The organism is Enterococcus sp. AMC1086 (assembly GCF_058216575.1).
In genome coordinates, this window is sequence record NZ_CM177100.1 from 900,021 (window position 1) to 926,422 (window position 26,402).

At 35.3% G+C, this 26,402-nt stretch carries 23 protein-coding genes; 20 read left to right on the forward strand and 3 right to left on the reverse strand.

Going from position 1 to position 26,402, the window contains the following annotated elements; all coding sequences use genetic code 11:
• Nucleotides 1–27: 27 nt before the first annotated feature.
• Nucleotides 28–1,170: a DNA polymerase IV gene (dinB, locus tag AC4BC4_RS04290; protein WP_490476884.1), complete on the forward strand. Its 1,143-nt coding sequence runs from the start codon at nucleotides 28–30 to the stop codon at nucleotides 1,168–1,170.
• Between the two features lie 94 nt (nucleotides 1,171–1,264).
• Nucleotides 1,265–2,683, forward strand: coding sequence for a cryptochrome/photolyase family protein (locus AC4BC4_RS04295; RefSeq protein WP_490476885.1), 1,419 nt, complete (start codon nucleotides 1,265–1,267; stop codon nucleotides 2,681–2,683).
• Between the two features lie 125 nt (nucleotides 2,684–2,808).
• On the opposite strand, the gene AC4BC4_RS04300 is transcribed toward AC4BC4_RS04295, so the two are convergent.
• The 3 genes from AC4BC4_RS04300 to nrdD form a co-directional block, all read right to left on the reverse strand.
• Entirely contained in the window at nucleotides 2,809–3,597 is a 789-nt protein-coding gene (locus AC4BC4_RS04300; RefSeq protein WP_438758528.1) for an SDR family oxidoreductase, read from the reverse strand.
• A gap of 178 nt (nucleotides 3,598–3,775) precedes the next feature.
• Nucleotides 3,776–4,378: an anaerobic ribonucleoside-triphosphate reductase activating protein gene (gene nrdG / locus AC4BC4_RS04305; RefSeq protein ID WP_438758529.1), complete on the reverse strand. Its 603-nt coding sequence runs from the start codon at nucleotides 4,376–4,378 to the stop codon at nucleotides 3,776–3,778.
• A 205-nt stretch (nucleotides 4,379–4,583) separates the two neighbouring features.
• On the reverse strand, nucleotides 4,584–6,776 hold the full coding sequence (gene nrdD / locus AC4BC4_RS04310; protein WP_490476886.1) for an anaerobic ribonucleoside-triphosphate reductase: 2,193 nt from the start codon (nucleotides 6,774–6,776) through the stop codon (nucleotides 4,584–4,586).
• 306 nt (nucleotides 6,777–7,082) lie between these two features.
• Between nrdD and AC4BC4_RS04315 the strand changes: the two genes are divergently transcribed.
• The 18 genes from AC4BC4_RS04315 (at nucleotide 7,083) to AC4BC4_RS04400 (ending at nucleotide 26,360) form a co-directional block, all read left to right on the forward strand.
• Nucleotides 7,083–7,850: an ABC transporter ATP-binding protein gene (locus AC4BC4_RS04315; protein WP_490476887.1), complete on the forward strand. Its 768-nt coding sequence runs from the start codon at nucleotides 7,083–7,085 to the stop codon at nucleotides 7,848–7,850.
• Nucleotides 7,840–9,924, forward strand: coding sequence for an ABC transporter permease (locus AC4BC4_RS04320; protein ID WP_490476888.1), 2,085 nt, complete (start codon nucleotides 7,840–7,842; stop codon nucleotides 9,922–9,924). Before AC4BC4_RS04315 ends, AC4BC4_RS04320 begins: the two co-directional genes overlap by 11 nt.
• 263 nt (nucleotides 9,925–10,187) lie before the next feature.
• Complete coding sequence (locus AC4BC4_RS04325) at nucleotides 10,188–10,337, forward strand: teichoic acid D-Ala incorporation-associated protein DltX (protein ID WP_438758533.1); 150 nt, start codon at nucleotides 10,188–10,190, stop codon at nucleotides 10,335–10,337.
• Between the two features lie 14 nt (nucleotides 10,338–10,351).
• Complete coding sequence (gene dltA / locus AC4BC4_RS04330) at nucleotides 10,352–11,869, forward strand: D-alanine--poly(phosphoribitol) ligase subunit DltA (protein WP_490476889.1); 1,518 nt, start codon at nucleotides 10,352–10,354, stop codon at nucleotides 11,867–11,869.
• Nucleotides 11,866–13,071, forward strand: coding sequence for a D-alanyl-lipoteichoic acid biosynthesis protein DltB (dltB, locus tag AC4BC4_RS04335; protein ID WP_490476890.1), 1,206 nt, complete (start codon nucleotides 11,866–11,868; stop codon nucleotides 13,069–13,071). Before dltA ends, dltB begins: the two co-directional genes overlap by 4 nt.
• 48 nt (nucleotides 13,072–13,119) lie before the next feature.
• A complete protein-coding gene (gene dltC, locus AC4BC4_RS04340; protein WP_438758536.1) occupies nucleotides 13,120–13,356 on the forward strand; it encodes a D-alanine--poly(phosphoribitol) ligase subunit DltC in 237 nt (78 codons plus the stop codon).
• Nucleotides 13,356–14,627: a D-alanyl-lipoteichoic acid biosynthesis protein DltD gene (gene dltD, locus AC4BC4_RS04345; RefSeq protein WP_490476891.1), complete on the forward strand. Its 1,272-nt coding sequence runs from the start codon at nucleotides 13,356–13,358 to the stop codon at nucleotides 14,625–14,627. The genes dltC and dltD overlap by 1 nt, the downstream gene beginning before the upstream one ends.
• A 181-nt stretch (nucleotides 14,628–14,808) precedes the next feature.
• The gene (locus AC4BC4_RS04350; RefSeq protein WP_490476892.1) at nucleotides 14,809–15,891 is read left to right on the forward strand and encodes a M42 family metallopeptidase; all 1,083 of its coding nucleotides are present in this window, start codon (nucleotides 14,809–14,811) and stop codon (nucleotides 15,889–15,891) included.
• Nucleotides 15,892–15,910: 19 nt separating this feature from the next.
• On the forward strand, nucleotides 15,911–16,708 hold the full coding sequence (locus tag AC4BC4_RS04355; RefSeq protein ID WP_438758539.1) for a DUF975 family protein: 798 nt from the start codon (nucleotides 15,911–15,913) through the stop codon (nucleotides 16,706–16,708).
• A 179-nt stretch (nucleotides 16,709–16,887) separates the two neighbouring features.
• On the forward strand, nucleotides 16,888–17,628 hold the full coding sequence (locus tag AC4BC4_RS04360; RefSeq protein WP_490477348.1) for an MBL fold metallo-hydrolase: 741 nt from the start codon (nucleotides 16,888–16,890) through the stop codon (nucleotides 17,626–17,628).
• Nucleotides 17,629–17,641: 13 nt separating this feature from the next.
• The gene (gene lplA, locus AC4BC4_RS04365; RefSeq protein WP_490476893.1) at nucleotides 17,642–18,646 is read left to right on the forward strand and encodes a lipoate--protein ligase; all 1,005 of its coding nucleotides are present in this window, start codon (nucleotides 17,642–17,644) and stop codon (nucleotides 18,644–18,646) included.
• Nucleotides 18,647–18,908: 262 nt separating this feature from the next.
• Entirely contained in the window at nucleotides 18,909–20,405 is a 1,497-nt protein-coding gene (locus AC4BC4_RS04370) for a phytoene desaturase family protein (protein ID WP_490476894.1), read from the forward strand.
• A complete protein-coding gene (locus tag AC4BC4_RS04375) occupies nucleotides 20,386–21,273 on the forward strand; it encodes a phytoene/squalene synthase family protein (RefSeq protein ID WP_490476895.1) in 888 nt (295 codons plus the stop codon). Before AC4BC4_RS04370 ends, AC4BC4_RS04375 begins: the two co-directional genes overlap by 20 nt.
• Nucleotides 21,274–21,429: 156 nt before the next feature.
• Entirely contained in the window at nucleotides 21,430–22,110 is a 681-nt protein-coding gene (locus AC4BC4_RS04380; RefSeq protein WP_438758544.1) for an O-methyltransferase, read from the forward strand.
• 76 nt (nucleotides 22,111–22,186) lie between these two features.
• Nucleotides 22,187–22,813, forward strand: coding sequence for an endonuclease III domain-containing protein (locus AC4BC4_RS04385; protein WP_490476896.1), 627 nt, complete (start codon nucleotides 22,187–22,189; stop codon nucleotides 22,811–22,813).
• Between the two features lie 83 nt (nucleotides 22,814–22,896).
• Nucleotides 22,897–23,742 carry an alpha/beta hydrolase gene (locus AC4BC4_RS04390; RefSeq protein ID WP_490476897.1) on the forward strand — a complete coding sequence of 282 codons (846 nt, stop codon included), beginning with the start codon at nucleotides 22,897–22,899 and terminating at the stop codon, nucleotides 23,740–23,742.
• A 272-nt stretch (nucleotides 23,743–24,014) separates the two neighbouring features.
• The gene (gene ahpC, locus AC4BC4_RS04395; protein WP_438758547.1) at nucleotides 24,015–24,578 is read left to right on the forward strand and encodes an alkyl hydroperoxide reductase subunit C; all 564 of its coding nucleotides are present in this window, start codon (nucleotides 24,015–24,017) and stop codon (nucleotides 24,576–24,578) included.
• Nucleotides 24,579–24,674: 96 nt separating this feature from the next.
• Nucleotides 24,675–26,360, forward strand: coding sequence for an FAD-dependent oxidoreductase (locus AC4BC4_RS04400; RefSeq protein ID WP_490476898.1), 1,686 nt, complete (start codon nucleotides 24,675–24,677; stop codon nucleotides 26,358–26,360).
• Nucleotides 26,361–26,402: the final 42 nt, after the last annotated feature.

The window sequence follows — 26,402 nt, forward strand, 5'->3', positions numbered from 1 at the left end:
CATCCGTATGAAAGGAGAATGGCGATTATGATTAGTGAACTACGTTTTCCCTTGAAAAAAGATATATCACGTAAGATTATTCATATCGATATGGATGCCTTTTTCGCGTCAGTAGAAGAACGTGATCATCCTGAACTTGTGGGGCATCCTCTAGTGATCGCGCGCCATCCAAGTGATACAGGTGGTAAAGGTGTTGTGACTACTGCGAATTATGAAGCGCGTAAATTTGGGATCCATTCTGCAATGAGTGCTCAAAAAGCTTATGAATTATGTCCAGAGGCAATTTTTAAACCTGGAAATTATGAAAAATATTCTGAAATTTCTAAGCAGATTAGAGAAATTTTTCATCGTTATACAGATATTATCGAACCAGTTTCGATAGATGAGGCTTATCTAGATGTAACAACGAATAAAATCCATAGTAAGTCAGCAATAAAAGTTGCTAAATTGATTCAATACGATATCTGGAATGAGCTACATTTAACTTGTTCTGCAGGTGTCAGTTATAATAAATTTTTAGCCAAATTAGCTTCTGATTTTCAAAAACCGAAGGGCTTGACAGTTGTCATGCCAGATGAAGCCGAAGCTTTTTTGAAAGCTTTGCCGATTGAAGCATTTCATGGAGTTGGAAAAAAAACAGTTCCTAAAATGCATGATTTAGGTATTTATACGGGTGAAGATTTATACGGACAAGATGAGATGGAATTGATCCGCCATTTTGGTAAAATGGGTTATTCTCTTTACCGAAAAGTACGAGGAATCCATGATTCACCTGTAAACATAACGAGAGACCGTAAATCCGTGGGAAAAGAACATACATATGGCACGCCTCTAACGACTGAAGCCCAAGTGACTGCTCAGTTACGACAGTTGGCCAAACGAGTAGAGGAATCATTAGAACGAGTTCAAAAACATGGGAAAACAGTTGTTTTAAAAGTGCGTTATGCAGATTATACAACGGTGACGAAACGTCGAACACTGCCGGAATATATTTCTAAAAAAGAAGAATTATACTATCAGGCCAATTTGATTTGGGAAGAAATTCTCGGTTTGGAACAAGGAATTCGACTATTAGGGATAACGTTGACCAATCTTGATCCGATGGCGTATGAGAATATGGTTTTACCTTTATGGGAAAAACGACAAAAAGAGGAAAATCAAAAGAACTAATTGATTCGTTGATAGAATCGAATCAATTTTAAATCTTGGTGATAAATTCATTTCTATGCTACGATTTATTCAGAAATGCGAAAGGAAAGATACAATGAGTAAAACAATCATGTGGTTTCGTAAAGACCTTCGTTTTGATGATAATACAGCATTTAATAAGATGTTGGAGAATAGTACAGACAAGGATGAATTAGTCTGTATTTTTCAATTAAATCCAGTGCAGTTCTTGGAAGAGAGCTACAATCAGGATTCTTTTTTCTACAGTCTATTGACTTTTTATGAGCAGGCCAAAGCACAAAATATAACGATTCATTTTTTATACGGAGACTTAGAAGATAATTTTATTGAATTAAAAAAAGCATTTCAGGATTGGAATGCAGTATATTTTAATAAAGATGAACGTGGCTTTGGTAGAGAACGCGATCAAAAGATGATTGCTTTTTTTGAACATAACCAGATTCAAGTATATTCTTATCAAGACAGTCATTTACACGGTGTTCAGGAAATAAAAAAACCTTCCGGAGAAAGTTATAAAGTCTTTACCCCTTATTTTAGAAAATGGATTACAATGCCTAAAAGACCCTATCAAAGAACTAAAGAAATAGATCACCACTTAAACGAAATCAATCACTCTTTATTTAGTGAAGGGGAAAAAAAGTTTAAACAAATCATTGAACAAATTGACTTACCTTTTGATTATGAATGTGGAGAGGCAGCAGCAGAGAGTTATCTCAAAGATTTTGTGAAAAATCACTTACACGATTATCAAAAAGGGAGAGACTATCCTTATTCAGATCAAACAAGTAAATTATCAAGATTTTTAAGAACGGGTGAATTATCAATCAGAAAAGTTTGGTACGCTCTTAATGCCGAGCCAGATTCTGATGGTCGTCAAACCTTTATTTCTGAACTTTGCTGGCGAGATTTTTACAATATGATTTATTTTGAGAATCCCAAACAGAAGACGCAAGAAATCAAAGAAAAGTATAGAAAACTACATTGGAATTATACTCAAGAATCTTTTGAGCGGTGGAAAAATGGTCAGACCGGTTTTCCGATCGTAGATGCTGGTATGCGGCAACTCAATCAGACTGGTTGGATGCATAACCGTTTGCGAATGATCGTGGCTTCATTTTTGACCAAAGATTTAATGATCGATTGGCAGATGGGGGAGAAATATTTTCAACAAAAATTGATCGATTATGATGCAGCAAGTAACATTGGCGGTTGGCAATGGGCTGCTTCTACCGGAACGGATGCTGTTCCTTATTTTCGAATATTCAATCCCACGACACAAGGTGAAAAATTTGATCCTCAGGGTGATTTTATTCGTCAATTTATTCCAGAATTAAAAAATGTGCCAAATAAATATATCCATGAGCCGAGTAAAATGCCAATAGAGATTCAAAGATCTATTGACGTTTCAATTGGAAAAGAATATCCAACGCCAATTGTTGATCATAGTAAAATCCGTTCGGAGATCCTTGAATTTTTCAAAACAAGTTCTTCATAGAATAGTAAGAAGGGTGTGAAACAAAAGTAGATTTTACTTTTGCTTCACACCCTAAATACGAATAAACATTGAAAGCAGAAACAAGACCTTCTTACTTCTCACAGGTCAGCTTCCACTGTTACTTATCAAAGTAAAGATTCTGCTCCATCTACATACAGTTCAGTTCCAGAAATATTAGCTGAAGCATCCGTTGCTAAAAATAAAACAGAATGAGCGACTTGTTCACTAGTTCCTGTTTCACGTTTTAATGGGCGATCACCTTCTGGAAATTCGACTTTTATTTCAACTTCTTTTAATTCATCAGAATATGTTGTTTTTTCATTGATTGCAGTATCAATAGCACCAGGACAAATTACGTTTACACGAATATTGTAGCGGGCTAGTTCTAATGCAGCCATTTTTGTAAATGCTACTTGTCCAGCTTTAGAAGCACTATATGCAGAAGCACCAAAATTATTGAAAATCCTAGTACCATTGATAGAGCTTGTTATAATGATCGAACCACCATTTTCTTTCATATGAGGAATCGCAAATTTTGTGCATAAAAACGTACTGCGTAGATTTGTGTTTAGCGTACGATCCCATTCATCAATTGTTAATGATTCAATGGGTGCCCAAGTTCCATTTATTCCAGCATTACTGAAAAAAATGTCTAGTCCTTGAAGACTATCAGTTAATTCATCGATTGCTTTTTTTAGACTGGTTTCATTCGTTACATCCACACTTCGATAGTAGCATTCATAGCCATCTTCTTTGAAATCTTTAGAGATTGTTTCTAAACGAGTTTGGTCGGCATCGATCAGACCAACTTTAAAGCCCTGTTCAACAAATAATTTAGCTGTTGCATAGCCAATTCCTGAAGCAGCTCCTGTGATAATTGCCCTTTTTACAGATGATGACTGATTTATCGTCATAATAATTTTCCTCCTATTTTCTTTTTTGAGTCTGTTTGGGAATAAGTCATTCTTTTTTATTGTAATATACATACAAAAGATGAGCCAATAATTCGATAGAGGATAAAACGCAAAAAAAAACCAATGAAGCAATGAGGTGTTTATCTCAAGCTGCATCAGTTAATTGTAATACGATCGATTAAATCAATTTATCTTTTTTTATTTGCTCATAACCTTGTTCAGCATCATGGCATTTGTCCCAAATGACAGCTTGCCCACAACTTAAGGATTTTTTAACATCGATAATCCGTTGATTGCTACTGCCTCTGAATTGGAGATTCAAGTTTCGTTTTGACAATTCAAAACGCCCATCTACTAAGATATCTATCTTGTTTAATAATTCAAGTTTATCGTCAGATTCTAACAGTAGTTCTTCAAAAGTATAACCAGACCAAGACCAGATATCTTTTTTTTGCCCGAATTCTTGATGAACTCGATCGACAACATTTAGACAAACATCAGTATTTAAAAAAGGTTCTCCACCTAATAAGGTCAAACCTTGTACATAATCGTGAGATAAATCTTCAATGATTCGGTCTTCTAATTCTTTGGTGAAAGGTTTGCCATAGCGAAAGTTCTGGACTGCTTGATTAAAGCAACCTTCACAAGCAAATAGACAGCCGCTAACATATAGGCTATTCCTTACACCTTCACCATCTACAAAATTGAATGCTTTATAATCCGCGATATAATTTTGACTGAAGTCTTTTGTTACCCATTCTTGTGGTTTAGGATTTCTCATTTCTAGCATCCTTTCAACTAAAAACGATGCCTGCAAATTATTGCAGGGAGCATCGCTTTTTTGTGATTGGTTCGTTCCTCTTTTTATCTAATCTAGCTACATGAACCATATCTCTCAACAAATAGATAAAATGCTGTAAAGATAAAAGGCATCTTCCCATCATTTTCCTAATTTGTTCGAGATATAACCGGTTCAATCCTCTTTTTTATTTCATGTGTTTCACTCGCGAAGAGATTTCTTTATGTCGTCCATGAACCATTGGTCTAGCTTGTGGATTGCCTAGATAGCCACAAGTTCGTTTCACGACGTCGCAGGATTTTGGATCATGATTGCCGCATTGAGGACATTCAAAACCACGTTCAGTTGGGTTAAAATCTCCTTCAAAGTTACATTCATAGCAGTGATCGATAGGTGTATTCGTACCTAGATAGCCAACACGATCATACGCATAATCCCAAACAGATTCTAGTGCTTTGGGATTTTGTTGTAAAACAGGATATTCACAATAATGGATAAAACCACCAGAGCAATATTGCGGATAGTCCTTCTCAAAATCTAACTTTTCAAATGGAGTTGGATTTTTACGAACATCATAGTGGAAACTATTTGTATAATATTCTTTGTCCGTGATATTTTCTACTACTCCGAATTTTTCAGTATCTAAATGACAAAAACGGTCAGTTAAACTTTCACTAGGCGTTGAATACACGCTAAAGTGATAACCATATTCATTCCCCCATTCATCAGCATGACTTTTTAAATTCTTTAAAATATCAAGCGTAAATTCCTTCGCTTCAGGAACGGTTTCCCAATCACCGCCGTAAAAAGCGGACGCGACTTCATATAAGCCAATATACCCCAGAGAAACAGTCGCTCGTTTATTTTTAAATAATTCATTCACTGATTCTTTTCTAGATAAACGTTTACCAAAAGCACCATACATATAAAGAATGGGCGCATTTGCAGGAGTTGCTTCCTTACAGCGATCAACACGATAGACCAAGGCATCTTTCATTATTTCAAGACGCTCGCTTAAAAGTGTCCAGAATTTATCCACATCACCATGAGCTTCCATTGCGATTCTAGGCAGGTTCAAGGTAACAACACCTAAATTCATACGGCCCACATTTATTTCTTCTCCCTGTTCATTTTTCCAACCTTGTAGAAATGAACGGCATCCCATCGGTACTTTAAAGCTGCCTGTTAAATCAACTAATTTATCATAATTTAAAATATCAGGATACATACGTTTCGTTGCGCATTCTAATGCTAATTGTTTTACATCATAATTTGGATCTGTCTCATTTAAATTTACGCCTCGTTTTAATGTGAAAATCAATTTAGGAAAAATAGCCGTTCTGTGTTCACTGCCTAAACCATTGATCCGGATTTGTAAAATAGCTCGTTGAATTTCACGTTCAAACCAGCTCAGACCTAAACCAAATCCTAAAGAAGTGAACGGTGTCTGACCATTGGAAGTAAATAATGTATTGATCTCATATTCTAAACTTTGCATCGCATCGTAAATATCTTTTTTTGTTTTACTTTTTGCGTAAGCTTCCTGACGATCAGAGCCTTCGATCCATTCTTTTGCATCAGCTAAATGTTTTTGATAATTTAATTCAGCAAACGGTGCCAATAATTCATCTACACGATCTGCCGAACAACCACCGTACTGGCTAGATGCTACGTTTGCGATGATTTGTGAAATTTGAGCAGTCGCTGTTTGGATCGACTTTGGTGCTTCAACTTCGGCATTTCCGATTTTAAAACCATTATTCAACATCCCTTTAAAATCAATCAAACAGCAGTTTGTCATTGGTGTATAGGGATGATAATCTAAATCGTGATAATGTATATCACCTTTTTGATGAGCATTGGCAACATGAGGAGGCAGCATTTTAAGTCCAATCGATTTACCAACGATTCCAGCAGTTAAATCCCGTTGTGTATTAAAAACATCACTATCTTTATTAGCATTTTCATTCACGACAGACTGATCCTTGTTGATTAACTTACTGATCGTAAAGTTGATATCAGTTGCTTTACTACGCTCAAAATCACGGCGAGTACGGTAATTGATGTATTCTTCAGCCAACTCATATTCATTTCTTGCTAGTAAAATATGTTCGACAATGTTTTGGATTTCATATATTTTTACATCTTCAGCGAAACGATCGGTAATTTCTTGATCGATTCTTTCGACAATTTCTTGAATACGCTCATGGGCAAGCGGGTCTAAAGAACCGCGAATATTTTGTTCAGCTTTGATCAAAGCATCATAAATTTTCTGATCATCAAAATCGACCAATCGCCCATCTCTTTTTACGATTTTTATCGTGTGCAGGGCTGAATCAGTAGAACTCACTTCATTATTAGCTTGCTTAATCTCCATCATTTTTACCCATCTCCTCATAGATTTATTCCTTCCTTATCATAAAACAATTCAATAAATCTTTCAACTATATATAGTGTGAAACTTAATTTTAATCATGCTGCTACAACTACATATAGTGTTTATTAGAAATGAAAAAATAGTGAAAACAACTCGCCAAAAGGTTTGTAGGAATTGTCACAACATTCTTGCTTAGAAATTAAAAAATAAATAAAAAAATGATTCTTACTTAATTGTAAGAGGAAACGATGTTCAGTTACGCCAAATATTGATAGAATAAGAATAATGAATAAACTGGAGCGAAAAAAGATGAAAAAAATTCTAGAAGTGAATCATTTAAGTAAATCATATGGCTATCGAAATAATAAAGTTCAGGTATTGAATAATATTTCCTTTTCCGTTGATCAAGGTGAATTTGTGGGGATTATGGGACCAAGTGGTGCGGGGAAATCAACATTACTGAGTACTATCTCAACGATTACGTTGCCTACGATCGGGACTGTTCAAATTGACGGGCAAGATATCTTGAAAATGCGCGATAATCAAATCAGTGATTTTCGTCGTAAAAAATTAGGGTTTATCTTTCAAAATTTCAATTTAATGGATACTTTGACTGTTAAAGATAATATTTTACTCCCTTTGACAGTCGATCGAATGCCCTTAGATGAAATGGAAAAGCGTTTAGCTCATGTTGCAAGTGTTTTAGGTATCGACCAATTACTAAACACTTTTCCAAATACTATTTCTGTTGGACAAAAGCAACGAGTAGCAGCTGCTCGTGCATTGATCACTAAACCCAAAATAATTTTTGCAGATGAACCAACAGGATCTTTGGATTCTAAATCAGCTGCTGAGTTATTGCAATATATGACAAATATGAACTTACAAGATGATGCGACCATCATGATGGTCACACATGATCCTTATACAGCAAGTTATTGCAATCGGATTTTATTTATTAAAGATGGTGTGATATTTTCAGAAGTTGTTCGCCAAGGCTCAAGAAAAGAATTCTTTAATCGTGTGATCGATATGCAAGCCACGATTGGCGGAGGTGGTCGTGCCAATGATTTTTAATTTGTCTTGGAAAAATTTCAAAGGCCAATTTCTTAATTATTTTGTTTACTTTGTTAGTATGACTTTTGCGGTAGTTGTTTACTATTCTTTTAGTGCGATTACCTACAATAGAACACTGGCAAATCGGGTTGGGCAAGAGATTCATATTGATGGCGCCATGAATTTAGGCGGTATTCTTATTGTGATCATGATTTTAGGTTTTATGCTATCTGCGAATCATTTCTTCTTATTAAAACGTGCTAAGGAGATCGGGTTATATCATTTAATTGGAATGCGAAAAGATAAAATCTCTTTTTTATTTTTTGTGGAGACTCTAATACTAGGTGCAGTATCTTTGATTACCGGTATTTTTCTAGGTATTATTTTCTCTAAATTATTTTCGATGATACTTGCAAAAGCGATGTTCTTGCAAGTAGAGAGTCTATTTTTTGTATCGATTCCATCTATGATTCAGACTAGTCTAGTCTTTGTTTTTATGTTGTTAGTGGTCTCTCTTCGAAGTAGTTGGTTAATTTATCGTTATCGACTAACTAATTTGATGAAACCAAGTGAAAAAAATACTGTCAAACCCAATAAATTTCCTCTATTGAAGGGGGGTCTTGGGATTGTTGGGTTGATCCTTATTATTACAGGATATTTCTTATCCTATAATGTGATTCAATTTGTAACAATTTTGACGCACACATCATTAGGATTGACTGGCTTTTTTGTTGCACCATTGGTGATTATGTTTATCTGTATGATAGGAACGTATCTATTTTTTAACTATACGATGTACTTGTTTGCATTTCTTTTTGGAAAGAATAAAGTTAATTATTATAGAAATCTAAATATGTTAGCTTTAGGAAATACAAAACTCCACATTAAAAGAAGTGGGAACATGTTGTCGGCAGTAACTATTTTTATTGCTATAGCATTAGGTATGATTGGTGGGTCGGCGTCTATGTATACACTCGGTATGAATTCAGTGAATACAACAGCACCGACAGATTTTATTGTTGCAGAGGATAATTTTAAAGCAATAGAACAAATAATCGAAAAGGAACCGGATACAAAAATTGATTCTATAGTAAAATTAAATTATAAGTTGACGGGTAGCCAATTTCGTCTTAAAATTGGACAGGATGAAAAAGGAGACACATTAGGTCCTGTAAATTTATTATCACTTTCAAATTATCAAGCGTTTCAAAAAATAAATCCCTATTTGAAAAATATCAAGCTGAAAAATAAACAGGATATTGTCATCATAGATAGTATTCAAAATATTCTGGGCGGTTATATTCGTTACGATTCTACATTAAATTTATCAGAAGGAATAAAACTTCATGTTTCTGCTGTACGTCCAGATTATTTGGGTCAAGTTTTATTAAGATACAGTTTTCCAACTGTCGTTGTATCCGATGAACAATTCGATGAGATAAATTCTGGCATCACATACACGCTTAGAGCGTTTAATATTCAAGCAAAAGATGAAGAGGCATTAGCCAATAAATTGTCTGAAGCGGTAAAACCAAATTGGAGCGCACCGATATATTATAAGTATCAATGGGTCAATAATCAGTTGAAAGGTTACACATCTAAAACCAGTCGAGAACCTGAAAAAAAGTATACACAAGGGTATTCAGAAGAAAATGAGCAAGAATATTCACAATTAAACTATATTAGTCGTTTCGTTGAATTAAGATATGAGAGAAGAGTGATGGGCTTATTTATTTATGTCGCAATGTTTTTAGGCATCCTAGCCTTGATCATCACGGGGAGCATCTTGATGCTGCAGCAATTTTCTGAGGCTGAGCGAGAAAAGGAAAGTTATGATTTATTAAAGAAAATCGGAATTCCTAAAAAGCAAATCACCAAACTTGTTTATCAGCAAAATAGTATTGTCTTCTTTCCACCAATGATCATCGGGGTGTTACATGCAACGTTTGCGATTTATGTTTTCAGTAAATTTATTTCAAGTTCGGGTTATTGGTTAGCTTATCTTTCTTGTGGAATGTTGATTTTGATTTATTTAGCATATTACTTTTTAACGTCAGCGATTTATTCACGAATCATACATGGAAAAGACAATTAATAGTTAAAATTTTTTTAAATCATTCGTATGTGAAATTTACCTGAATGTGGAATGAAAAGATTTCTTTATTCTATTGTTTGTACTATTAAAGGGGTGGAACAATGATTCTATTTTTTGTCCCACCTTCTTTTTATATGCAAGTGACAAAACTGTTAGCGGAAAAGAAACTTTTGTTAGCAAATTCCGTATCTTTTCTCTTGGGTTTTGATTACAATAACAGTACAAAAAAATGAATGAATGTAATTTTGGAGGCATAAAATAAAATGAAACAATTTTTTGATAAACCTAATATAAACTATTGGGGCAAATTCATTGGAAAAACCGTTTTTTATTTTGGAATACTTTTAATGTTGATTTATTTATACCATTACAAAAATATTGATGGCGGCTCATTTATTTATAATGAGTTTTAGAAAGGGGACACTTCATGACGATTTTAAATATTATTGATGCAATCGATCGTTGGGGGATGAAGGAAACAAACCGTCCCGTTTATATTGAAACCAATCAAACGTATACTTATGGAGAGTTAAAAAAAGACTCCGATGCAATAGCTGCATACTTGCAGAAAAACATAGAACGCGATCGTCCAGTAGTCGTTTATGGAGAATTGGAATTTGAAATGCTGACGTGCTTTTTAGGCGCATCCAAAGCAGGACATGCTTATATCCCAATTGAGGCACATACACCAAAAGAAAGAGTTGACATGATTTTAGAGGTAGCAAATCCGGCTGTGATTTTTTCTGTAAAGGAATGGCCTGACTTGGATACGGAAGCTGAGATTGTTTCATTAGAAAAAATCCATGATATTTGTGCAAAGTCTTGGATCTTGGATGTACCGCTTAAACCAGTTGTTGAATCAGAAACCTATTATATTATCTTTACTTCTGGTACAACCGGTGTACCGAAAGGCGTCCAAATTAGTCATAAAAATCTTTTGAGCTTTGTTAATTGGGAATTGACCGATTTTGGTATTACGCAAGGCATGCGTTTTTTATCCCAGGCACCCTATTCATTTGATTTATCCGTGATGGATGTCTATCCAGCTTTGACTTCGGGCGGCTCTTTAACACCAATGCGCAAAGAAGTCATCAATGACTTCAAGAAATTATTTACAGTACTGCCAACATTAGATATAGAAGTTTGGGTTTCGACGCCATCATTTATGGATATTTGTTTGATGGAACCAACTTTTGATGGGGAAAATGTTGAAAGCTTGAAGATTTTTCTGTTTTGCGGAGAAGAGTTACCTAAAATGACAGCACAGAAATTAGTGGAACGTTTTCCTAAAGCGCGTATTTTTAATACGTATGGGCCGACAGAAGCGACAGTAGCTATTTCTGGTGTGGAGATCACACCAGAACTTTTGGAGAAATACAGTCGAGTTCCAATTGGTTATGTAAAAAGTGATACGCAAGTTTATATCATGAATGAAGAACAGGAAGTTTTAGCTGAAGAAGTTGGCGAAATTGTGATTGCAGGTCCTAGTGTATCTAAAGGCTATCTAAATAATCCAGAAAAAACGGAAGCGGCTTTTTTTAACTATAAAGGCCAACCAGCTTACCGCACTGGAGATGCTGGAAAACTAAAAAATAGTTTATTGATTTATGACGGACGGATCGATTTTCAGGTCAAACTTCACGGTTATCGTATCGAACTTGAAGATATCGATCATCATCTAGCAGAGGTTTCCTATGTAAAACAAGCTGCAGTTGTTCCCAAATATCAACATCATAAAGTGCAACAGCTTGTCGCTTTTGTGGTCGCACATCCTCATGATTTTGACAAAGAATTCAAATTAACAAAGGCAATCAAAGAGGAACTAAGCAGCTCAGTGATGGATTATATGGTTCCACAAAAATTCATTTATGTAGAACGACTACCACTTACAGCTAATGGAAAGATCGACCGTAAAGGGCTAATGAATGAGGTGAATGCAACATGATCGACTTTCCTCACATGATTCCCTATGCGAATCCGATTTATTTTGTTTACTTGTTGATAGCTCTAGTGCCGATGATCTTGACGCTCTTGATTAAAGGAAAGCGTTGGGGCTGGTATCAAGTACTCGTTACATTATTATTCTTGTATATGAGCTTTGGCGGTGAAGACTGGAAACAAGGCGTAGCATTGATTGTTTATGTCATCTGGCAGACGATTCTTGTTTGGTTCTATTTTCATTATCGGCAAAAGAAAAATGTAAGTATGGTTTTTTATCTGGCAGTATTTTTGGCAATTTTACCCTTATTTTTAGTTAAGGTAATGCCTTTTATTTCTGGACATGCCTCGTTGTTAGGCTTTCTAGGTATTTCCTATTTGACCTTCAAGTCTGTGCAGATCATCATGGAAATGCGGGATGGTTCGATCAAAGAGTACAACATCTTTCGTTACATCGAATTTCTGTTGTTCTTTCCAACGATCTCGTCTGGACCGATCGATCGTTATCGTCGTTTTGAAAAAGATGTTGAGAATCCACCAGCACCTGACAAATATGTCGATTATTTAGGAAAAGGAATCCATAATTTTTTCCTAGGATTCTTGTATAAATTTATTATTGGGTATTATTTTGGTCAAGTGTGGTTGCCTGTTGTAGCTAAGGTGGCCTTGAAAACAGGTGGCTTTTCTTGGGAATTAGTTGCGTATATGTATATTTATAGTATGTATTTATTCTTTGATTTTGCTGGTTATAGCTTGTTTGCTGTAGGAACTAGTTACTTGATGGGATATGATACACCAGTCAACTTTAACAAGCCGTTCTTGAGTTGGAATATAAAGGAATTTTGGAATCGTTGGCACATGACCCTATCATTTTGGTTCCGAGATTATGTTTATATGCGTTTGATGTTTACTTTGATCAAGAAAAAAGTATTTAAAAGTAGAATCGTAGCTTCAAATGTTGGTTATTTTGCCTTGTTCTTATTGATGGGCGTCTGGCATGGGCTAACGTGGTATTATCTAGTTTACGGAATTTATCATGCTGCATTGATTTGTTTGACAGATGCTTGGCTGCGTTTTAAGAAAAAACATAAAGAGAAAATTCCTTCGAATAAATTTACACATGTGTTTGCGATTTTCTTAACTTTTAATGCGGTTTGCTTTAGCTTCTTGATTTTCTCAGGATTTTTAGATACATTATTTTTTAAATAAATACAAATAACTTACAGCTAAAAACTGTACGATAGAGGAGAAATACACATGAATATAGAAGAGACGATTTTAGATATTTTAGAAGAAATTGCAGGTACAGATGAAGTAAAAGAAAACAGAGATGTCGACTTATTTGAAGAAGGCTTGATGGATTCACTTGCAACTGTTCAGTTATTAGTTGAGATCGATGGACAATTAGGTGTACAGGTACCAGTTTCAGAATTTGACCGCGATTTATGGAACACACCTAATAAAGTTATTGACCAAGTGAAAGCACTACAATAATGAGTATGAAGAAAAAACTTTTTGGAATCTTTGGGCCACTCTTAACTGCCGCGGTTCTACTAAGTATTTTTTTCTTTGCACCGTTTAAAATAGATTTGGATAGTAAACAGGTATTAGCGGATGCATCCACTTCTATGGCGACTAATGTGCTTAGAGGAAATGCTATCAAAAATAAAGCGATTGGTTCAAAGGAATATATTCCATTTTTTGGCTCTTCAGAGTTGAGCCGAATCAGTCCGTTTCATCCATCTGTTTTAGCAGAGAAATATGATCGTAATTACCGTCCTTTTTTATTAGGAGCTCCAGGGACGCAGTCTTTAACGCAAGCATTGATGATGCAATCGATGGGAAAAAATCTTTCTCATAAAAAAGTAGTGTTCATTATTTCGCCACAATGGTTTGTAAAAGATGGCGTAACCGATGATTATTTTAATGCTTATTATTCTGAACTGCAAACCTATCAATGGGTTAGTGATTTGAATAAGGTAACCCCTGATGATATTTATCTGGCAACACGATTAATGGATTTTCCAAAAGTTAAAGAAGATAAACGCTTAGACAGTGCGTTGAACGATATTATTGCTGGAAAATTGCCGAGTACTTCCGATAAGGAGTATATCGATTGGATGATCAATCTGTTTTCTCGTGAAGATGAATTATTCGGTAAGATTGGTATGATAAGCAAAGAGAATGAAATCGAAAAAGCTAAAAAGCATTTGCCTAATGCCTATAATGTGACAGAGTTGGATCAACTAGCAGCTAAAATAGGTCAGAAGGCGACCAATAATAATTCGTTAGAAATTTCTAATTCTTTTTATGCGAAAAGGTTGAAAAATAAACTGAATCGCTTGGAGAATTCTCAGACAAAATTGGATTATCGTTTTTCTCCAGAATTTTCTGATTTGCAGCTAGTATTGAGCCAATTGGCTCAAGATAATGCGGAAGTGTTATTCATTATCCCACCAGTAAATAAACGATGGTCGGATTTTACAGGACTTTCTCAAGAGATGTTGCAAGATTTTTCAAAAAAGGTCAAATATCAATTAACTAGCCAAGGGTTCAATAATATTGCCGATTTTACCAAAGATTCTGATAAGCAATATTTTATGGCTGATACGATTCATTTAGGCTGGAGAGGTTGGCTAGCTGCGGATCAACGAATTGAACCATTCTTGGAAAAAAAATCAACAGAAGCACCGAAATATAAGCTTGACGAATCCTTTTATTCGAAAGAATGGCAACAAAAGGAGCCGGATGACATAAAAAAATAAATTCTATTTAAAGCAAGGAAGAACCCAAGTTTGTTCTTCACTTGTTTTTTATTGAAATAAATAATTTTTAATTGACTATTGGTTTGATACCATTTGAAATTGAGTGAAGTAATGTTTTCATTTAAATGATCAATGAATGGTATAATACTCGTGAACATATAGTTGAAAGGAGTGTTAGAATTTGGATCAAAAAGAAGAACGATTATTAATAGACTTAACAACTGCTAAAGGTGTACCTGGAAACGAAGAGGAAGTCAGAGAAATATTTAAAAAATATGCAGAACCTTTTGCAGATAAAATCATGTATGATGGTTTAGGTAGTATTATTGCCAAACATGTAGGGGATAAAGAAGGACCCAAAATTTTCTTCTCCGGGCATTTGGATGAAGTTGGTTTTATGGTAACGCAAATCACTGAAAAAGGGTTTATCAAGTTCCAAACTCTCGGTGGCTGGTGGGGGCAAGTAATGCTGGCCCAGCAAGTACAAATCAAAACGGCTAAAGGTGAATTGTTTCATGGTGTGATTGGTTCAAAACCACCACACGTTTTGACAGTAGAAGCGAGAAAACAGCCGTATGATGTAGCAGATATGTTTATTGATATCGGTGCATCAAGTGACGAAGAAGTTGCACAGTGGGGCATTAAACCAGGAGATATGATTACACCATATATTGAATATCGCCGAATGAACGATACTAAATTTATGTTAGCTAAAGCTTGGGATAACCGTATTGGTACTGCTGTATCTTTAAGAGTTTTAGAAAATTTAGCGACAGAAGGACATCCCAATATTTTATTTGCGGGTAGTGATGTACAAGAGGAAGTTGGATTGCGTGGTGCTCAAACAAGTACGCATTTAGTTGATCCGGACATTGCCTTTGCGCTAGATACTGGAACCGCAGGAGATACACCGGGAATGACACCTAAAGAGGCCGATTCTGAATTAGGAAAAGGACCACAAATCTTGATTTTTGATGCATCCATGATCCCGCATAAAAAATTGCGTGATTTTGTGATCCAAGTAGCGGAAGAAAATAATATTCCATTCCAATATACCGTGATCACTGGAGGAGGAACCGATGCTGGCAGAATGCACTTAACAAGAAATGGTGTACCATCACTTGCTATTACAGTACCCGTTCGTTATCTCCATTCACATACATCCATGATTCATGAAGATGATTATTTGAATACTGTTAAATTAGTAACAGAAGTTGTGAAACGATTGGATAAAGAAACAGTAGATAAGCTTCGTAGCTATTAAACTAAGAGGAGAACTTTAAATGAAAAGTCAAATTAAAAATTCAATGCATCGAGAACAAGCTAGAATATCATTAAAAAATCAATGGGGAACGATGGCTTGGATTACATTTCTAGCTGTATTCATCCGCTTTATCATAGGCTCAGTAGTTGGTAGTATTGCCAATTTACCCCAAGATAGTGCAGGAAGCAATGTTATGTCATTTTTACTAAATAACTTTCTCTTTTTCGCGATTACCTATGGGACTTATTACTGCGCATTACAAGTTTTAAGAGGAAAAAAAGTTCAACCAGGAATGTTGACACACATTTTTCAAGGAAAATTTTATCTACCAATGTTATTGATTAATTTAATTCAATATTTTGTTGAATTAGTCTTGAATTTAGTGGTGTTGTTACCAATACTTTTATCGTATGGCGTGACGATGTACTTTGGTTTGATGTTTAATACTGTATCAGTTGATCAATTTCAAACGCAAATGGGAGGAGATATCTTTTTAGCACTATTATTATTGATCTTCGGATTTTTAATGATTTTAGTCGGTGTCTTTGTCAGTGGTGTTTTCCAATTTGCCGTTTGGGTAAAACTTGATGATCCTGAATTGTCAGTGGGAGATGCCCTTAAATATGCTTTGTTCTTGATGAAAGGCCGTTTTGGTCAATATTTACTTTTACAAATTTCATTTATTGGTTGGTTTATTATTGGTGCTTTAGTCTTTGGGATCGGTTTATTATGGGTGATTCCTTATCATGACGTTGCTGTGGCAAGTTTTTATGATACTGCACGTGAGGAAAAAGGGGCACCAGCAATAGTTGAATAAAATATAAAAGCAGAGCAGCCTCTCATTAAAGCTGTTCTGTTTTTTTATAGCTCATCAAATTAGGAAAAGGAACATACTCTAAAAATAGAGCAAACTTTCCTTTTGAAGGACAAATAACTGTCGCCATTTGCTTTTTTTATGTTACCATTAAGTGAAGAAGAATCAGGAGGTCGATGAAGTTGAAAATAACCGTTTTAGGCTGTTTAGGGGCGTACCCATACAAAGGTGAAGGCACTAGTTCTTATCTGCTAGAATCAGATGGATTTAAGCTCTTGTTAGATGCTGGAAGTACAACTTTAGTCAATTTAGAAGAACATCTGGATCCGCTAACATTAGATGCAGTGATTTTGTCTCACTACCATTATGATCATATCGCAGATCTTGGTGTGCTGCAGTATTATCGTCAATTATATCCAGCGCTCGAACCGACACCTGTTTTACCAATTTATGGACATACAGATGATCCTGTTCATTTTGAAGCATTGAATATGCCAGGAGTGTCAAAAGCTGTTCCTTATTTTGAAGCAGAAGAATTAAAATTAGGGCCTTTTCTTGTGACATTTATGAAAACAATCCATCCAGTGCCTTGTTATGCAATGCGATTTGTAGAAGAAAAAACGGGTAAAGTGTTTGTTTTCACCGGTGATTCTGGCTACTTGGAAAGTTTTGTCGATTTTGCAAAAGAGGCTGATGTTTTTTTAGCAGATACCTATCTGTTTGAAGGAAATGAGAACCATCATGCTCATTTTACCTCAAAAGAATCAGGAGAAATCGCAAAAGCAGCCCAGGCTAAACATCTGATCTTGACTCACTTGCCTCAACATGGCTCTTTAAAAGAGTTGAAACAGCAAGCAGAAAATGCTGCTGGCGACCAAGTATCTGTTAGTTTGGCAGAGAAAAATTTAGTTATCGAAATTTAAGGAGTGGTAAAAGATGATTTTTGTACCAAATGAAAATAATGATCCTAGAATCAATTTAGCGATTGAGACGTATTTATTAAAAGAGAAACCTTTAGATGAGCCGATTTTATTATTTTATATCAATGATCCATCAATCATTATCGGCCGTAACCAAAATACAATCGAAGAAATCAACAAAGAATATGTAGATGAACATGGCATTCATGTAGTTCGTCGATTAAGTGGCGGTGGCGCTGTCTATCATGATCATGGAAATTTGAATTTCAGTTTTATTATGCCGGATGATGGCAATTCTTTTCGTGATTTTGCGAAAGTAACCCAACCGATCATTCAAGCATTGCATGAGCTTGGTGTTTCAGGCGCAGAATTAAAAGGCCGTAATGATTTAGTCATCGATGGGATGAAATTTTCTGGCAATGCGATGTATGCAACAGCCGGCAGAATGTTTGCTCATGGTACATTGATGTTTGACAGCGATATTGATGAAGTAGTCAATACATTAAAAGTTCGCAAAGATAAAATCGAATCCAAAGGTATTAAATCGGTCCGTTCACGTGTAACCAATATCAAACCATTTTTACCAGCTGATAAACAAGATATGACGACAGAAGAATTCCGTGAAGATATTCTATTGAAAATCTTTGGTGTAAATTCTGTTGATCAAGTAAAAACTTACGAACTAACAGATGAAGATTGGGAAAAAATCAACAAAATTTCAGACGAATATTATCGTAATTGGGATTGGAACTATGGTAAATCACCAGCATTTAATATAGAACGCCATCAACGCTTTCCTATCGGTTCCATTGATGCACAAATGAATGTAGAAGTTGGTGAAATCAAAGAAATCAAAATCTTTGGTGATTTCTTTGGGCTAGGTGAAATAAAAGATGTAGAAACTATTTTGACTGGTACAAAATATGAAAAATCAGCGATTGAGACAGCTGTTGATCAAATCGATATTAAAAAATATTTTGGTAATATTGAAAAGAAAGATTTAGTTGATTTGCTTTATTAAATTGAAAATCAAGCAACAAAAATAATATCACTGGATAATAGAAAGAAATAATGAGTATTCTGATAGTTAGGGTGTGAAACAAGAGTATAATTCACTTTTGTTTCACACCCTAAATGCAAACAAACGAAATCTCATCTTATTATACAATGCTTCAACTATCTGTTATTTCTGCTCATTAATTTTTTGCTCTTGAAAATCTAAATAATTTACATTATCGTTTGATAAGGATATACTAAAAAAAACAAGTTGGCGGTGTAATATAGTGAAAAAAATTATAGTTATTGGTACTGGAGCAGCTGGTTTAGCAGCTGCTATTCGTTTACAACATGAAGGTTATGAAGTCCATTTATACGAAAAAAATAAGCAAGTCGGCGGCAAAATGTATCAAATCAAGGAGCAAGGGTTTACGTTTGATGTAGGTCCAACGATTGTCATGATGCCAGATATCTATCGTGAAGTCTTTGAACAATGTGGGAAAGATCCTGAACAATACATACCAATGAAAAAAGTTGATCCAATGTTATCCTTAAATTTTCCAAATGAAGAAACATTGAACATGTCATCGGATTTAGTTTCGTTGACGACTCTTTTAGAAGGCATTTCAGAAGACGATATGCAAGGGTATTTAGAATATTTGGCGAGTATTTACAAACGGTATCAAATCGCTAAAAAAGCATTTATTATGAAATCATTTCGGTCTTTTTGGGACTTTTACAATCCAAAATCATTAATCGATGGTTTTAGATTACATACATTTAATGATGCGTATAGTTCAATTTCAAAGTTTGTAAAAGACGAAAGATTACGCAAAGCATTGGCATTTCAAACGCTCTATATAGGGGTTTCTCCATATAATGGTCCGTCGCTTTATACGATTATTCCTATGATTGAATTGATTTATGGCATCTGGTTTATTGAAGGCGGCATGTATACTTTAGCTACAGGGATGGCCAAGGCATTTGAAGAGCTTGGCGGTACGATCCACCTTGATACAGCTGTGGAAGAAATTATTATTGAAAACAAACAAGCAAAAGGAATCAAGACAGCAGATGGGATTATTTCAAGCGATTATGTAGTTTGTAATGCTGACTTTCCTTACGCAATGAAATCGTTGCTGCCAGATGAAAAAACAAGAGGAAAATATACAGATAAAAAGATTGATCAGTTAGATTATTCCTGCTCATGTTTTATTCTTTATCTTGGGCTGGATAAAAAATATCCAGTAGAGTCTCTTCATACAATTCGATTCGCTGAAGATTTTGAGAAAAATATTAATGACATTTTTGAAGATGGAAATCTACCAGAAGATCCTTCTTTTTATGTATATGTTCCATCATCCATTGATGAGAGTTTAGCGCCAAAAGGGCATGAAGGTGTTTATATTTTAGTTCCTGTCCCAGAACTTTCTCAAGGAGTGAACTGGAATGAGTCAACAACGAGTGAATTTCGTCAAAAGATTTTAAACTTAGTTAAAAAGGAAACCATTTTTTCGGATATTGAAGAACATATCGTATTTGAAACGGTTTATACACCTGAAGATTTTAAGAAAAATTTCAATGCATACAATGGTGCAACATTTGGCCTAAAACCTACTTTGAAACAAAGTAATTACTATCGTCCGCATAATAAATTTGATTATGCAGATAATCTTTACTTTTGTGGAAGTAGTACGCACCCAGGCGCAGGCGTTCCAATTGTTTTAACAAGCGCTAAGCTAGCAGCGGAGGAGTTATTGAAAGATGATGCAAAGAAAAAATGAATTAAATGAAGTATTTTCAATGTACGAATCAGATTTTTCTATTTGTGAGCAAACAATTCGAAATCATTCAAAAAGCTTTTATAAAGCATTTTCTAAACTCCCTAAACAAAAAGCATTAAGTATTTTTGCGATTTATTCTTTTTGTCGTGAAGCGGACGATAGTATCGATGTGCATAATGACCTTGAGCGTCTAAATAAACTAAAGCATGAATTGGACGATTTTTTAGCCGGTGAAATTCCAGATCGCTATTTTTGGCGTGCTTTAGTTCCTGTTTTTGAAACATATAAGATGGACGATCGACCTTTTTATGATATGTTAGCTGGACAAGAAAAAGATTGGCATTTTCACCAACCCGATACACAAGCACAATTAGAGGAGTATTCTTATTTTGTTGCCAGTTCAGTGGGATTGATGTTACTTCCCATTCTCTCAGACAAAGCAGAAAATATAAAAACACAAGCGATTCAATTAGGGCAAGCAATGCAGATCACAAATATATTAAGGGATATCGGGGAGGATTTAAAAAATCAACGAGTATATCTTCCTAAAGAAGTAATGAGAACTTTTAATGTTTCTATGGACATGCTGAAAAAAGAAACGATCAATGATTCCTTTATTGAATTGTGGGAATATGAAGCGAATAGAGCAGAGCAATTATACGAACAATCCACAACAATGCTTTCGGCTATAGATGAAGATTGCCGAGAAGCGCTCCTGCTGGCTATGTATTTTTACAAAGGCATTCTAGATGCGGTTAGACAAAATGGTTACCAGTGTTATAACAAAAGAAATTTTGTGAGTAAAAAGCAGCAATTTGAACTTTATCAAAAGGTGAAAAGTCGTTTAAAAGGTAGTTTAAAAGAATAAATCTTGTTGAGCCAATAAGTATCTAACGAGTTAAATTTAGAGAATGTCTATTTTTATGGGAAAATTGTAAAAAAAGTCTATTTTCTGAAAAGGATTTCTGTTATATTACTATTTAGTGAATAATCGAAATGATAGATGTATGGAAGGATGAATACAGTGCGAAATGAAATGATGCATCGACCAGTTGTGAAAGAAGAGCTTGTTGATTTTATGAGAAATAAACAAAAAAAAATCGAAGGCGAACTTGGCTTGATCGAAGAAGAAGCGCACGAGGCAGGGGTGCCGATCATTCCTCATGAAACAGTTGTCTTTCTGCAATTTTTCCTAAATCAGATCAAGCCTAAAAATATTTTAGAAATTGGTACAGCAATCGGTTTTTCTTCTAGCTTGATGGCTCAATATGTAGGAGAAGACGGGCATGTTACGACGATCGATCGTTTTGATGTAATGATCAGAAAAGCGAAAGTAACCTATGAACGTTTAGGATTGACAGACAAAGTGACTTTATTAGAAGGACAAGCAGCTGAAATTCTACCCACCTTAACAGGTCCGTATGACTTTATTTTTATGGACAGCGCTAAATCCAAATATATTGAATTTTTACCAGAATGTTTACGTTTATTACGTGTTGGTGGCGTGCTGATGGTAGATGATGTCTTCCAAGCAGGAACGATTTTAGATCCAATCGAGGAAATCCCACGTAGTCAAAGGACGATCCATAGAAAATTAAATCAATTTTTAGATACTGTCATGACCCATCCTGAGTTGACTTCTACATTGTTGCCACTTGGGGATGGTGTGATCATGATCACAAAAGAAAAAGAATTATCTGAATAAAAACAGTGCGACTTGGGTCAGAATTTAATTATTTTGATCTAAGTTTTTTTATATGATACTAAAGGAGTAGATAACAGTGGAATTAGATAAAGAAAAGCTTCAAGTACTAAACAATTTGGTAAGTCATTATGGGTTCCAATATTGGTGGGAAGATGAGAACCGCATCTCTGATTGGGTATCGATGATCTTGATTCAACAAACGACTGAAAAAAATGCCCATAAAGCATTGGGGAATCTAGAACCTTATTTAACCGTGGAAAGCCTTCAGAAAATTGAATTGGAAACACTCCAAGAACTGATTCGTCCAGCAGGATTTTTCACCCAAAAAAGTAACTATATCAAAGCTTTGATCAATTGGTTTATTTCTCATGGAAGTGATTTTGATAAATTCAGTACTTACTCCACTGATGAGCTTAGAAAAGAGCTACTGACGATCAAAGGTGTTGGCTCAGAGACAGCGGATGCAATGCTTCTTTATATCTTTGAACGAAATGTTTTTATCGCGGATCAATATGCCATTCGTCTCTTTAATCGCCTAGGTTTTGGTCCATATAGGACATACGAAGAAATGCGAAAAGACTTTATTCATTTGACCGAATCGATTCCTCATGATTTATGCAAAGAGTGGCATGCCGTAATTGACGTTCATGGAAAGCATTTTAATAAAGATAAGAATATGGATGAATCGTTTTTAATCTCTTAAACTAAGATCCTCCTCTTTACTTTGTGTTTAATTTTCGTTTAAGTTTCAAGGCGTATACTTTCCCTAGAAGAGGAGGCAACGCTTTGAATAATACGAAAACCATAAAAAAAGGAATTTCTAAAATACTTTTGATTGTAGGTGTTGTTCTAATGCTCTTTTTTTTATTTCAAAAAAGCTTAACGGCATTTGCCGAAAAATTTACACTAGTGAGTGAACCTGTGGAAATTCAAACCCCGACGATTTTTGTTCCAGGAACAAACGGAACAGTCAATCGATTTAATGGATTGATCAAAAACTTAGATCCAAAAGCCGATGTGTTAAAAGTTACTGTGGCAACGGATGGAACTGTTTCATCTAAAGGAAAACTAACAAGTTCAACGGAACGTCCTATGATAGTAATTGCTTTTGAAGATAGTAGTGACAAAACATTACCTGTTCAAGGTAAATGGTATCAATTAGCCTTGCGTTATATTCAAGAAAAATATTCATTTAAAACATACAATTATCTAGGCCATTCCAATGGTGGATTAGTGATTACTTCTTATCTGGAAAAATTTCAGCAATCTGATGATCCAAAATTAGCCAAACTGATAACACTAGGAACACCATATAATGATACTTCAAAAAAATATAATGACGCTGTGACTTCCTTTGTACAACTAAAAGAAACTAGCGATCTACTCAAAAGCTATTTAAAAAATTTAGATAACATTCCTAATACAATCAAGATGCTGAATATAGCTGGAGAAGTGGACGACACCGCTTCTGATAGCACGGTATCTGTTCAAAGTGCTTTTTCTGGAAGATATATTTATCAGGATCAAGTAGCTGAGTATCAGGAAGTATTGATTCAAGGAGAAAATACCAGTCACAGTGAGTTGGTTGAAAATCAGAAAGTCGTTCAATTATTTAAAGATTTTTTTTGGTAGAATAGAATGAAGATGAAGTAAATGGAGAGGTTTGTTTTTGTTCTGTTTTTATTTTATTGTGTAAGTATGATCAGACAACCGATAAACAGTAGTTTTTCATGTTATTGAGAATTAGAGAGCTATTTTCTCAAATAAAAGACAAAAATAGCAAAAATAAAATAACTAAACTATAATAATTCTATTGACATAATAATTTTAAATTGATACGCTAAGAGTGTAGAAAAATGGAGTAGCTTTGCTACTAACTTTTAAATTTTAGGAGGAATAATTAGATGAACTTAATCAACACAAAACTATTAAACTTTGAATGTGACGCATACCAAGACGGAGACTTTATTAAAGTATCAACAGCAGATGTGTTAGGCAAATGGAGTATTTTCTTTTTCTATCCAGCTGACTTTTCATTTGTTTGTCCAACAGAACTTGGCGATATGCAAGATCACTATGATCATTTAAAAGAGTTGAATTGTGAAGTGTACTCAGTATCAGAAGATAGCCACTTTGTTCATAAAGCGTGGGCAGACGCGACAGATACGATCGGTAAAATCAAATACCCTATGTTAGCTGATCCAAATGGTAAAATTGCACGTTTCTTCGGTGTTTTAAATGAAGAGCTAGGTCAAGCATACCGTGGAACATTTATCGTTAGCCCAGAAGGCGAAATCAAATCTTACGAAATCAATGATATGGGCATCGGCCGTAATGCAGATGAACTAGTTCGTAAATTAGAAGCTTCTCAATTTGTAGCAGAACATGGCGACAAAGTTTGTCCAGCAAATTGGAAACCAGGCGAAGAAACGATTGCACCAAGTTTAGACTTAGTTGGTAAAATCTAAACCATTAAATAGACAACTGTAAGACTTCCTTTTTTAGGGAAGTCTTTCTTAAAATTTATAGATCAAAATAATGAAATGTACAAAAGGAGAACATACATGAGTCAAGAAATTTATGATTTGATCGTAATCGGCGGCGGATCAGCTGCTTTATCAGCTGGAATTTATGCAGGTCGTGCGATGTTAGATACATTGATCATCGAAAAAGACAAAATCGGCGGACAAGTAACGACAACTTCTGAAATCGTAAACTATCCAGCGATCCGAGCAACAACTGGTCCTGAATTGATGGAAGATATGCGTTTACAAGCGCTGGATTTTGGAGTTGAATTTACAACGGATGAAATCATTGATGTTGATTTAAGCCAAACGATCAAAACAGTCAAATCCGCGACGAAAACCTACCAAGCATATGCTGTGATTATTGCAACAGGTGCTTCAGCACGTAAAATCGGTTTTCCTGGTGAAGTTGAATTTACAGGACGTGGCATTGCCTATTGTTCGACATGTGATGGTGAGTTCTTCCAAGGATTAGATATTTTCGTACTTGGCGGCGGTTATGCGGCAGCCGAAGAAGCGGTTTATTTAACTCGTTATGGTAAATCAGTCACAATGATCATCCGTGAACCTGATTTTACTTGTGCCAAACTAACAGCGGAAGCTGCCAAACAACATCCTAATATCAAAATCGTCTACAATACAGAAGTCAAAGAAATCACTGGGGATGACTTTGTTCGTAAAGCCGTTTTTGTCAACAATGAAACAGGCGAAGAAACAACTTACGAAGCACCAACTGACAGTACGTTTGGCATGTTTGTCTTCGCTGGAAATAAACCAAGTACAGAAATTTTTGAAGGAAAAGTTGAATTAGACCGCGGTTATGTACCAACAAATGAAAATATGGAAACCAATGTTCCAGGCGTATATGCAGCTGGAGATTTACGTATCAAAGAATTGCGTCAAATCGTCACCGCTGTTGCAGACGGTGCGATCGCTGCAACGAATGCACAAAAATACATCACAGAAGAAAAAACAAAAGCTGGTTTGCCAATCGTCAATGAGCGTATGGAAAAACGTTTAGCGAAACAACATGCTGAAAGTAAAGAAACACAACCAAAAGCAGACAAAAAACCGGCTAAAGCAACTAGCAATAACACGTGGTTCCCTGATGCAATGAGAGAACAATTAGGGGGCATTTTCGGGAAATTGACGAAGAATGTAACGTTATTACAAGTTATGGATAGCAGCGAAGAGAAATCACTAGAATTGAATTCTTTCCTAACTGAATTTGCGTCATTAAGTGATAAAATCTTGCTGGAAACCGTTCAAAAAGGTGCGGATTCTGACGTAGAAACAAAATATGGTATCGATAAATTGCCAAGTGTGGTTGTTTTAAATGATCAAGGCGAGTACACAGGAATCAAATTCAGCGGTATTCCAAGCGGACATGAAGTCAACTCAATCGTGTTAGCCGTTTATAATGTAGGAAGTGCTGGACAGCCAATAGAAGAGCCAGTTGTTAATAAAATCAAAGAACTACCTAAAAAGAAAGTACAGATTTTTGTTTCATTGACTTGTCATTACTGTCCAGATGTCGTAGCAGCGTGTCAGCGAATTGCTTCAATCAATCATAATGTTGAAGCTGAAATGATCGACATCGGTGTTTTCCCAGAGTTAAAAACAGAAAAGAAAATCATGAGCGTCCCTGCGATGATCATCGATGACAAAGATATTGTTTTTGGGTCTAAAAACATGGATGAAATCGTTGAGATTTTAGAAAAATAAAAAAAAGCCGAATCAAGTGAACATTTAGTTCATGATTCGGCT